Origin of the sequence: Halodesulfovibrio sp., from assembly GCF_015482765.1 — a bacterium.
Classification (GTDB): domain Bacteria; phylum Desulfobacterota; class Desulfovibrionia; order Desulfovibrionales; family Desulfovibrionaceae; genus Halodesulfovibrio.
Map to the genome: position 1 here is coordinate 1 of NZ_JADMLB010000061.1, position 11556 is coordinate 11556.

General features: G+C 47.0%; 9 protein-coding genes. All 9 read right to left on the bottom strand.

Annotated features, from left to right (window positions below):
• Nucleotides 1-77: 77 nt before the first annotated feature.
• The 9 genes from QZY95_RS10600 to QZY95_RS10640 all read right to left on the bottom strand — a co-directional run bounded on the left by QZY95_RS10600 (nucleotide 78) and on the right by QZY95_RS10640 (nucleotide 11372).
• Nucleotides 78-1430 carry an SLC13 family permease gene (locus QZY95_RS10600; protein WP_290923224.1) on the bottom strand — a complete coding sequence of 451 codons (1353 nt, stop codon included), beginning with the start codon at nucleotides 1428-1430 and terminating at the stop codon, nucleotides 78-80.
• A gap of 110 nt (nucleotides 1431-1540) precedes the next feature.
• Entirely contained in the window at nucleotides 1541-2857 is a 1317-nt protein-coding gene (locus QZY95_RS10605; protein ID WP_290923226.1) for a malic enzyme-like NAD(P)-binding protein, read from the bottom strand.
• Between the two features lie 23 nt (nucleotides 2858-2880).
• Entirely contained in the window at nucleotides 2881-3426 is a 546-nt protein-coding gene (locus tag QZY95_RS10610) for a Fe-S-containing hydro-lyase (RefSeq protein ID WP_290923227.1), read from the bottom strand.
• Complete coding sequence (locus QZY95_RS10615) at nucleotides 3426-4262, bottom strand: fumarate hydratase (RefSeq protein ID WP_290923229.1); 837 nt, start codon at nucleotides 4260-4262, stop codon at nucleotides 3426-3428. The genes QZY95_RS10610 and QZY95_RS10615 overlap by 1 nt, the downstream gene beginning before the upstream one ends.
• Entirely contained in the window at nucleotides 4249-5037 is a 789-nt protein-coding gene (locus tag QZY95_RS10620) for a fumarate reductase iron-sulfur subunit (RefSeq protein ID WP_290923231.1), read from the bottom strand. The genes QZY95_RS10615 and QZY95_RS10620 overlap by 14 nt, the downstream gene beginning before the upstream one ends.
• Nucleotides 5038-5048: 11 nt before the next feature.
• On the bottom strand, nucleotides 5049-6944 hold the full coding sequence (locus QZY95_RS10625) for a fumarate reductase flavoprotein subunit (RefSeq protein ID WP_290923233.1): 1896 nt from the start codon (nucleotides 6942-6944) through the stop codon (nucleotides 5049-5051).
• 28 nt (nucleotides 6945-6972) lie between these two features.
• Nucleotides 6973-7626, bottom strand: a complete 654-nt coding sequence (locus QZY95_RS10630) for a succinate dehydrogenase/fumarate reductase cytochrome b subunit (RefSeq protein WP_290923249.1) — start codon at nucleotides 7624-7626, stop codon at nucleotides 6973-6975.
• A 430-nt stretch (nucleotides 7627-8056) separates the two neighbouring features.
• Complete coding sequence (locus QZY95_RS10635; RefSeq protein ID WP_290923251.1) at nucleotides 8057-9481, bottom strand: sigma-54 dependent transcriptional regulator; 1425 nt, start codon at nucleotides 9479-9481, stop codon at nucleotides 8057-8059.
• Entirely contained in the window at nucleotides 9453-11372 is a 1920-nt protein-coding gene (locus QZY95_RS10640) for a cache domain-containing protein (protein ID WP_290923253.1), read from the bottom strand. The genes QZY95_RS10635 and QZY95_RS10640 overlap by 29 nt, the downstream gene beginning before the upstream one ends.
• Nucleotides 11373-11556 lie beyond the last annotated feature (184 nt).

Consider the following 11556-nt stretch of genomic DNA (forward strand, 5'->3'; position numbering starts at 1 on the left):
AGCTTTTTTTTTGTGTTATGGGGGTTTCAAACTGTGAATGTTTTTGGAACTATGATTCTTTCTGGCGGATCTGTTCATTATGGAGCGGTAGGGTTGAACGGCCAGATAAGAGGAACAACCGCAACAATTACAACAAAGCAGATAACCTGAAGTGGCCAGCCTGCTTTTACATACTGACTGAAGGTATATTTACCCGGGCCAAGCACGATGGTGTTAGGCGGGGTAGCTACAGGGGTAAGGAAACAGGCAGAAGCAGACATTGCAATACCCATAACCAAAGGCAGTGGAGAAAGACCACTGTTAACAGCGATTGGAATAGCTAAAGGAGCCATAAGCGCTGCTGTTGCTGTGTTAGACATAAAGTTTGTTACCAAAGCTGTTACAGCGCAGACAACAGCTAGCAGTGCATATGGACTTGTCACATAATGAACGACTGTGTCGGCGATAAGTTGTGCAGCGCCGGATGATTTCATAGCAGTAGACATGGACAACATGCCCGCAAACAGGAAGATGGTTGTCCAGTCAACAGACCTGTAGGCTTCTTCCATTGTAATACAGCCGGTGATGATTACGAGACATGCGCCAAGCATTGCTGCGGTAACCAGAGGCATAATTTTAGTAGCCATGGCAACAACTACAAAGAAGAAGATGATAAGTGACCACCACATTTTTTCTGGACGGGAAGGCTTCATAATTTCGCCTTCTTCACATTCTGCTGTGTTGTCAGGAAGGAATTTGTGCCCGATGAAAGTATAGTATAAGATGCCTACAACAAACAGGATAGCGCCGATTTTTGCGAATTCGAAGAAGCCAAATGGCTCGATTCCGGCAGGACCCATTTTTTCAAGTACTGAGTTTACCAGACCGTTCGGCGGAGTACCGACAAGTGTCATGGTACCGCCAAGCGATGCAGCGAATGCAACAGGCATAAGAATTTTACTTGGGCGGATGTTGGCTGATGCACACATGCCCATAATCATCGGGATAGCAACTACTGTTGTACCTGTGTTGGAAAGAAACGCGGAAAGTACACCAACAGAACACATTGCCAGCACGAGCAGGCGAATTTCGCTGCCCTTGGAAAGTTTTACTGTAGCTTGGCCAATTTTATCTGCAAAACCGGTAATAAAGGTAGATTCACCGACAATAAACATTGCCATGAAAATAACTACCCACTTGTTACCGAAGTTAGCAAAAGCAGCGGTTGCAGGAATGATATTAAACATACTTAACGAAACAGGAACAAGCATTGCTGTTACTGGAAGTGGAATAATATCTGAGAAGAAAAGGACTGCGGAAACAAGCAGGATGCCAAGAGTAATGTAGGCGTCCATTGATGCACTTTCAGGAGCAGCTGCCGCAAATGCAAGAGAACATCCTAAAAACAGGACAGTTCCGACAATAGAGACGAGAAAAGCAAATTTTTTCATGTCGTATCCTCTGTTAAGGGGGAACGATGTGGCGCGAGCCTGATAACCTGTGGTCGCGCTTTCAGGAACCGCCTGCAGTTGCCGCTGCAGGCGGTTTTCTGTGGCATTGATTATTTGTAGTAGCTATCTACGAACGGGGCGATGCGGTCATGAGAAGCTGTAATACGTTTCTTGAGGTCGTTCTTGTATGCTTCCATGTCTGCGATTGGCATTGTTGCAACACCGGTATCCATAGCAGCCTGGGCTACTGCCGGAACTTCCCATTCAAGGACTCGTGGGTCGAGTGGCTTTGGAATAATGTAATCAATACCGAAGGAAAGGGATTCTACGCCGTAGGCTTCACAAATTTCGCTTGGAACCGGCTCTTTTGCCAGATCTGCGAGAGCATGTGCTGCTGCGACTTTCATTTCTTCGTTAATGATGGTTGCGCCTACATCAAGTGCGCCGCGGAAGATGTATGGGAAGCCGGACACGTTGTTAACCTGGTTAGGGTAGTCTGAACGACCTGTACCCATAATGCAGTTCGGGTTGGCTTCTTTAGCATCATCGTAAGTAATTTCAGGATCAGGGTTCGCCATTGCAAAGATGACAGGACTGTCTGCCATTGAGCGAACCATATCTTTAGTGAGCAGACCTTTCTTGGAGAGACCGAGGAAGCAGTCTGCGCCTTTAATAACTTCTTCAAGTGAGCCGTAGTCTTTATCCTGTGCAAATTCAGCTTTGTACGGGTTAAGGTCTGTACGGCCTTTATGGATCAGTCCTCGGGAATCGAACATGAAGATGTTTTTAGGGTCTATGCCCATTTGTGCGTAGAACTTGGTACAAGCGATACCTGCTGCACCTGCGCCTACAACAACAACTTTTAAATCTTCGATTTTGCGATTGGTGATTTCACATGCGTTGATGAGACCTGCGCCGGAGATAACCGCTGTCCCGTGCTGGTCATCATGGAATACAGGAATATTCATCATTTTTTTCAGAGTTTCTTCAATGTAGAAGCACTCCGGAGCTTTGATATCTTCAAGGTTGATACCGCCGAAGGTAGGTTCCATTGCTTTAACAATACGAACAAGCTCATCAGAATCGGTAACATCAAGGTTGATGTCGAATACGTCGATGTCTGCAAATGTTTTAAAGAGAACGCCTTTACCTTCCATAACCGGCTTACCGGCAAGTGGGCCGATGTTGCCGAGACCGAGAACTGCGGTTCCGTTGGAAACAACAGCCACGAGGTTTGATTTGCCTGTGTACATGGCAGCTGCAGCAGGATCAGCATGGATTGCTTTACATGCTTCTGCAACACCCGGAGAGTATGCCATGGAAAGATCTTTTTGAGAGCCGCACGGCTTCACAGGTACAACTTCAACTTTACCTCTGCGTGGAAGCTTATGATAGTCAAGCGCTTCTTCTTTAGTGAACAATGCCATTATCTTTTTCCTTTTTTGATGAGTTAAAATTCGAAGTTTGGTTTTGCGTACTGTTCTCCACCATGGCTGTCGTTTACTACGAGCAGTGGAAAGCTTTCTACGGTCAATTCACGAATTGCCTCAGGGCCTAAATCGTCAAACGCGATTACTTTGGCTGCGGTAATACACTGGGAGAGGAGTGCCCCAGCGCCGCCGGTTGCGCCAAAATATACACCGGTGTGTTCCTGAAGTGCCTTGCGAACTTCAGGGCTGCGTTTACCTTTACCTACGCTTGCTTTAACCCCGAGGCTGTGCAAACGCGGAGCATATGTATCCATACGGTAGCTGGTGGTGGGGCCAGCGGAACCGATTGGTCTGCCTTCTGGAGCAGGGCTTGGACCTACGTAGTAGATCACTGCGCCTTGCAGTTCGAAAGGAAGTTTCTCATTGTTATCCAGCATGTCGCACAGACGTTTATGAGCAGCGTCGCGTGCTGTGTAGATAGTGCCGGAAAGCTTTACCACGTCGCCTGCACGCAGTTTTGCTATGTCTTCATCTTTCAATGGTGATGTCATTTCGTAGGTAGGCATTAGAGTGTAACCTCCTTAATTCTGGAAGAGTGACACTGTACGTTTACAGCAAGCGGCAGGCTTGCAATGTGGCAAGGACGCATGGCGATTTTTACGCCGAGACATGTGGTGTTACCACCAAGTCCCATTGGGCCGATGCCGAGCTGGTTGATTTCGTCAAGAAGCTCTTGCTCCATTGCTGCCAGTTCAGGATCAGGGTTTTCAGCAGAAAGAGGACGGAAGAGTGCTTCTTTTGCTAAAGCCGGAGCCAGATCAAACGTACCGCCGATGCCGATACCTACGATGGTAGGAGGGCAAGGGTTAGGGCCTGCTTCTGCCATACGGCGCACAACAAACTCTTTAATGCCTTCCCAGCCTTGAGCCGGAGTAAGCATGGTGCAGCGGGACATGTTTTCGGAACCGCCGCCTTTAGCCATGTGCTTAATGTTAAGTTTGTCACCGGCAACGTGGGTGAAGTGGATAACAGCAGGACTGTTGTCCATTGTGTTTTTACGTGTCAGCGGATGACAGGAAGATTTGCGGAGCAGACCTTTTTCGTATCCGTCGATCATTGCTTTGTTGATGATGTCGGTAATATTTCCTTCAATCTGTACTTCATCACCGATTTCAACATAGAAAACGCCTAAGCCTGTGTCCTGACAGAGCGGAAGTCCGGACTCTTTGGCAAGATCTGCGTTTTCTAAAAGCTGGCCGAGAATTTCTTTTGCAGAATCAGAAGTCTCGTTGTTACGTGCAACACGGATGGCGGTTTTGACGTCTTCCGGAAGGTAGCGTGCAGCCTTTAAAACCAGATCAACAACAGCGTCATGAATCTGTTCAGCCTTAATGACTTTCATGGCAGCATCCTTTGTGTTTGAGTTTATCAAGAACACGTTTTGGAAGAATTCCTTTTACGGAATGAATGGCAAGCATGCGACGCATGATGCCAAGCTGGTCCTGAAGCGGGATATGCTTAGGACAAACATCTTCACAACCAAGCAAGCCCATGCAACCGAATACGCCTTGATCATTACCGATGACCTGATAGTAGTTTTCTTCGTTTCGCTCATCGCGAGGGTCAAGGTAGAAGCGGGCAATACGGGCAATAGATGTGGCCCCGAGGAAGTCTTCGCGCATACGGGCTGTACCGCAGGCAGAAACACAGCAGCCACATTCAATGCAACGATCAAGCTCAAAGATGTCATTTGCTAAATCGTTTTCCATACGTACTTCTTCAGCGCTTGCATCAAAGTCGTCATGGTCGTTATGAACCCATGCTTCAATGCGTGCGCCTGCATCGCGGAACCATGTTCCGGTATCAACGGAAAGGTCACCGATGAGTTTGAATACCGGCAGCGGGTGCAGAACAATATGATCTGGCAGGTCTTTTGTCTGTGTGTGACAGGCAAGCCCCGGTCTGCCGTTAATAACCATGCCGCAGGAACCGCAGATGCCTGCACGGCAGCAGAAGTCAAACTGTACTGTCGGGTCCTGTTCGTCGCGGATCAGGTTGAGTGCGATGAACAGAGTCATGGAGTCGTATTCATTTACATAAAATGACTGCATGTGCGGTTCGGAATTAGGATCAAGCGGGTTGTATCTGAATACTTCAATATGTAGACGACGGCTCATACTTTTGCTCCTTAGCTGGCTTTTTTGGTCTGTTTTGCTTTCTTTTTATCTGTGCCTTTGCCCGGCACTTGAAGCTTTTCTTCCGGAATGTCAGCTGCGATAATTTTACCGCCGCCGTAACCGCGTTCGCCCGGAGGAATTTCAAAGTATGGAGTTGTCTCTTCGTATTTCAGTTCAGGACGGGTCTCGCCATCTTTCCAGTAAGCCAATGTGCGGTTGAGCCATTCTTTGTCGTTACGTTCCGGGAAGTCTTCGCGAGTATGTGCGCCGCGTGATTCTGTACGCATGAGAGCGCCGTATGCAGTACACTGAGCAAGTTTGAGCATGCCCGGTATTCTGAGAGCCAATGAGATTTCTGGGTTGAAACCAATTGCAGTGCCTTGAAGTTTGATGCTCTTGGAACGGTCGATCAGTTCATCAAGCTTATCTACTGCAGCTTGCAGGTCTTTGCCGTTACGGAAAATACCAACATTATCCATCATGGTGCTGTGCATTTCGTCGCGTAACTGGATAGCGCTTTCCTGTTTGCTGCTGCTTTTGGTCATTTCCATAATGCGTGCTGCCACTTTAGTGTGGGCATCGTTAATGGCAGACTGTTTGAAATCAACAGTGTGACCCTGCAGGAATTCAACAATTTTCTTACCAACATAGCGACCAGCAACAACTGTTTCTGCAAGGGAGTTGCCACCAAGGCGGTTGAAGCCGTGCATATCCCAACAGGCTGATTCACCGGCGGAGAACAGACCTTTAAGGCCGTATGCTGCGCCGTCTTTGTTGGTGCGGATACCACCCATAGAATAGTGCTGAGTCGGGCGGACTGGGATGAGATCGTGGATCGGGTTAACACCGAGGAAGTTCGTGCAGATATCGTATACTTCACGGAGCTTGGTGGTAATGTGTTTTTCACCAAGATGGCGGATGTCGAGCCAGAGATGATCGCCATATGGGGATTTAACGCCGAGTCCTTTGCGAATGTGTTCCTGCATACGGCGGGATACAACGTCACGGGAGGCAAGTTCTGCTTTTTCCGGTTCATAATCCGGCATAAAGCGATATTCGTTCACGTCCAGCAGGGTACCGCCGTCACCGCGGCAGCCTTCTGTTACGAGAATGTCGGTAGGTACTGTTCCGGTTGGGTGGAACTGGATAGCTTCCATGTTACCCATTGGAACGAGTCCGGTATCGAGAGCTGCAATCTGACCGCCGCCGTCACAGATAACTGCGTTTGTTGTAGCACGGTAAATTCGACCGTAACCACCGGTAGCAATAAGTGTTGCTGTAGCGAGGTATGCTTTTAATTCCCCGGTCTTAAGACAGCGTACGATTGCGCCGAGGCAGTTTTCGCCATCATGGATAAGTGCTTCAGCCTGAGTACGGTCATGAATACCTACTTCATAGCGAAGGCACATAGAGTCGAGCGTGTTAAGAACAGAGCGTCCTGTACCGTCCGCGGTGTAGCAGGTACGCCACTTAGCAGTACCGCCGAATGCACGGGCATGGATAAGACCATGTTTATCACGCTTTTCTTCAGCATCAAATGGCTTACCGCCTTTGTAGTAGGTATGAACACCTGCTTCTACACGGTTCCAAGGAACACCCCAGTGAGCAACTTCGCGCATTACGATTGGTGCAGTGTCTGCAAAAATACGGGCTACTTCCTGGTCACAACCCCAGTCTGAACCTTTTACGGTATCAGCAAAGTGGATGTCAGGACAGTCGCCGTCACCCATGATTGCGTTACCGAGTGCCGCCTGCATGCCACCCTGAGCAGCAGAAGAGTGAGAACGGCGAGGGGGAACGATTGAAAGACAAGTTACATTAAAACCGGCCTTAGCAGCTTCTACAGCAACGCGTTCCCCGGCAAGTCCTGCGCCTATACAGAGTAAATCACTATAAATAATTTGCATGAGATAATCCTGTTAATCGAGTTGGCAGTTAAACCGTAAGGAACAAAAAGCGGATAAGGGTAATAAGACCGATAGTGATAAAGCCGCCCATCATGTAGTTTTCAAGACGCTGGTACCACTTACGGTTTGCTTTGGTAATGTATCCGTACTTTACGCCGATGCGGTAGAAACCGATGCCAACATGGATTTCGGCAAGAGGAAGAAGAACGAGGTAGAATGGAAGCCATGTTCCACTTTGAATACGGGCAGCACTTTTTACTGCTGTAATTGGGAGGTCTGTAAGAACAACCCACATGTGGATGGAAGCCATAACAAGAATGAGAAGCGCAGTAGCAACCTGAGCAAGCCAGAGCCAGGTGTCTTTATGGTGCATCATTACGCTATGTTTTACGAAAGCATTTGTTTCTGAAGCGCGCCAAGGCATTTTGCGTGCAGCGAGAAGGAAATGCGTAAAAATAAGCAGGCCGATCAGTGGACCCCCGACTTGTGCCATGTAGGTGGCTTCAAAGAACCATGCAATGGCGTCCATAAGTTTAGGGCTGATGAGAACACTTGAAACAAGCATCAAGTGTGCCCAGAGAAAAACTATAAGCAGAACTCCTGACAACATTTGCATGACATCAAGGCGTCCGACTCCGGCTCCGTTTTTTCTTACATGTAGCGTGAGCGTACTAGCATCCATGGTCTCTCCTTAGCAGGTACTTGTGGTGCAGGGGATAAAAGAATTGTTGATGATAACTTTCAAACAACTCTGCTTAGTTCTGCACCGTTAGTGTTGAGCGGTGACCCTCAAAGCGGGTCGAGTACTTTGCTAAAAGCATGGAATATGCCAAAAGATATAAAACAATAAAGTGCATTAAAACAATATGTTAACTTTGTTTGATTGATGAAATATTCCTGTGATTTTCTTGCGTCGCAGGAAAATCCTCTTGTCTCGCAAGAAAAGAGAAGTGGTTGATTACACAGTTTTTTTGTGGGGCAGGAATGCCGCGTTTGTTTTTTAGCAAACAGTAAAAGAAAGGGCTGTCCTTATGGTTAAGGACAGCCCTTTCTTTATTGAAATATACGATTGTTTGCCTTGTTAGGGCATTACATCCCGTTGGGTTGGGGAGTTATTTAATATGGTGTTTTTTCAACAAGGCGTACAGGCGGGATTGTGAGAGTCCTGAAAGTTCTACAGCCTGTTTAATTGAGCCTTTTGTAGAGTTCAGCAGGTGAGTCAGATAGCTGTGTTCTGCCTTTTCAATGACTGCGTTTCTGTGTTCCTGCATTGTCGGGAGACCTTCGTCGCTGGCTTCATATGAGAAGTTGGACGGCAGACCTTCCTTCGGTGTTTCATGCGGAGTGATACGGTTTTTTGCAAGTCGGGCTCGCAATGCCGGTGGCAGATGTTTTATAAAGATGCGGGATTCATTCTTAGACGTTGAGACCATGAATTCAACAGCATTGACGAGTTCCCTGATGTTTCCCGGCCAGTCGTAATCTTCAAGCGTTGTAAGAACACTTGGGTTGAATGCTTTTGAATCCAGACAGTTTTTCTTAAAGAAAAGTGTCATGTAATGGTCAATAAGCAGGGATATATCGCCCCGTCTTTCTCTAAGCGGCGGAAGAGTGATTTTTGCAGCACAGATGCGGAATGCTAAGTCAGTTCTAAAGGTGCCTTCTGTCTGCATTGCTTCAAGATCTCTGTTGGTTGCAGAGATGAGTCTGAAGTTACAGGGAACTTCCTTTTTGCTGCCAAGCGGACGCACTGTCCGTTCCTGTAATACACGAAGAAAGGCTTTCTGTGTGGAAAGGGGGAGTTCACCGATTTCATCCAGAAACAATGTGCCGTTGTTAGCTTGGAGAATAAGTCCTTCTTTATCCTGCAACGCGCCTGTAAATGTACCTTTTTCATGTCCGAAAAGGATGGTTTCAACAAGATTTTCGGGCAGGGCTGCACAGTCTACAACAATGAAAGGTCCTTTACTGCGTGCGCTGTTGTTGTGCAATGCGCGCGCAAAAAGTTCTTTGCCTGTTCCTGTTTCACCGGAAAGAAGCACGTTCATGTCGCTGTCTGCAAGTTTTCCGACCTGTTCAAGGCAGCGTGTGATGGCGTTGCTGTCACCAATAATGTTTTCTCTTCGTAAGGCTTGAATTTGACGAACCTTTCGGGAGGAGAGTTTATCGGAGCGGTATTCAAGTGCATTTGAGAGAGTATCCATAATGGTATGGATGGAGTCTCCCTTTTCCACGTAATCCCATGCACCATTGGAAATAGCCAGTTCAGCGGCGTCGGGGTCGCCGTTACCGGTTATGATGATAAGCTCAGGGTGAGCCGGCTGGTTCATAATGTCGGTGATAATATCCATGCCGTTTCCGTCCGGCAGCTGGACATCAAGGAACACAGCATCAAATTCCTGCTGTGTCGCTTTAAACAGAGCATCATGAATTGTGGCAGCGGAGTCAGCAGCGTATCCGAGATGGCGTGCTGCACGGCTAAGCGCATACGTTACTTCAGGATCATCATCAATTATGAGTATTGCTGGTGTATTCATGAGGTTCCTTGTCTGTTGAGCAGGATTCGTTCAGTAACTGGCGGACTGCTTCACACAGAAGTGCCGGTTCGAACGGTTTTGAGAAAAATTTAGTGACCCCAAGGTCTTCCCATTCGGAAGGAGTTTCTGCGCACAGGTCGCTTCCTTCCAACCCGCTGTATAAAATTGTCGGCATATTCGGTTTAACGGAATGAATTTCTTTGATGAGCTCAGTTCCAGTTAAATGCGGCATCATCTGGTCTGTCAACAGCAGGTCAAAATTCTCCGGAGCAGCTTTAAATGCAGTAAGCGCATCCTGACTGTTGGTGAACAGAGATACATTGTAGCCGTAGTGTGTAAATAGTTTTTGAACAGGGTAGGCAAGGTCTTTGTCATCATCTACGAAGAGGATGGATTCTGTGCCGCCCTGAACTTGTATTGCGTTGAGCGGTTGCGGTGCAACTTCTTCAGACTTGCCGGCATATGGCAGAAGTACTGTGAATGATGTGCCCACATCCGGTGTGCTGTCAACGCTGATGTGTCCTTTGTTTTGTTTTATAATAGAGGATATTACTGAGAGTCCGAGCCCTGTGCCTCCCACTTTTTTACGGGTTGTATAGAATGGATCATATATTTGATCGATTAAGTGTTGTGGAATGCCTGTGCCAGTGTCGCGAACTGTAAGGGCGACATAGTGGTAGGCTGCAATTTTCATATGCTGTGCTTCGGCAATGCCTACTTCACGGATGGCTAGTTCAATATGCAGGCTGCCTTTTTTTCCGTCCATAGCCTGAACAGCGTTAGTGCAAAGGTTCATCAGTATCTGAAGATATTGATCCGGATCAGCGTAGATGAGTGCTGAATCACATCTGTTGCGGACAGAAACATCAATGGTAGCAGGGATAAACGATTCAAGAAGGCGCATGCATTCTTGCAACACAGTTGAAGGACGCATCAGTTGTACATGCGTGCTGTTACGGGTGCTGAATGCTTTAATTTTACGTACCAGCGCCTTGCCGCGGTTTGCAGCTTGAAGAATACGACGTAAATCTTCATGGGCAGACATACTTTTCTTTATGTCCAGTAGCGCCAGTTCACTGCACGATATTATCGCCCCGAGAATGTTGTTAAAATCGTGTGCTATGCCGCCGGCAAAAATACCGATGGCTTCCATTTTCTGTGCATGGCGCAACTCACGTTCCATTTGCTTCCAAGGTTGAATGATCGTGTTAATCATATAGAAGCTCGCCGGAACAACCAGGAAGAACAGTACAAAGGTTGTACCCACTGATACGATTATAATCGCCTTTTGGACGTGACTTTCTAATTTCTTAGTCAAAGCATTTTGTTCTGCATCAATGGTATCGATATAGATACCTGTGGCTATCCACAGGTCAGTACCGGGAATCATTTGAGCATAGGCAAGCTTAGGAAGCGGTGTTTTATTATCCGGTTTGGAAAACCAATAGGTGGTGTATCCGCCACCGTTTTTCGCGGCTTCAGCGAGATCTGCAATGTAGCGGTGTCCATTTTGATCTTCATGGGTGAGACGATTGGTATTGATAAATTCTGGGTGAAGGGGGTGAGCAATGTTAATACCTTTTGTGTTGTACACAAAGTAGTATCCGTCAGAATCATAACGCAGTTTTTTTACAGCTTTTTGGATTTGAGCCTGATGCTCACTGGGGGGGGTGTTCTTTAGTTGATTGCCCAACAAGTCCGAAATGGTACGAATGGAGTAGGCTATGCTGCGCTTGTAGCCTGTAAGCATAGATTTTTGCGATTCTACTATCGCATCCTGCTTAACTTTATTCATGTAATAGATGTACGTAATGCCGATGGTCGCAGAGAAAAAGAACATAAAGACCAGCAATAACGTAACTCTGTTGGTGATCGTCGGTTGGTCGGACACTGCACTTACTCCAAACTTGATGAAAGAACACGGGTCGACTGTAGGACAAGCTGACAAAAAGGAAAAGGGAAAGGCGCAACTTTGCAGTTTAGCACCAATTTTGAGTGATTACGTAGGTGTTTTTTATGCTATCTTTGATTCTAATATACTGTTTTTAAAAGAATATTTGTGTGTTGATTGATTC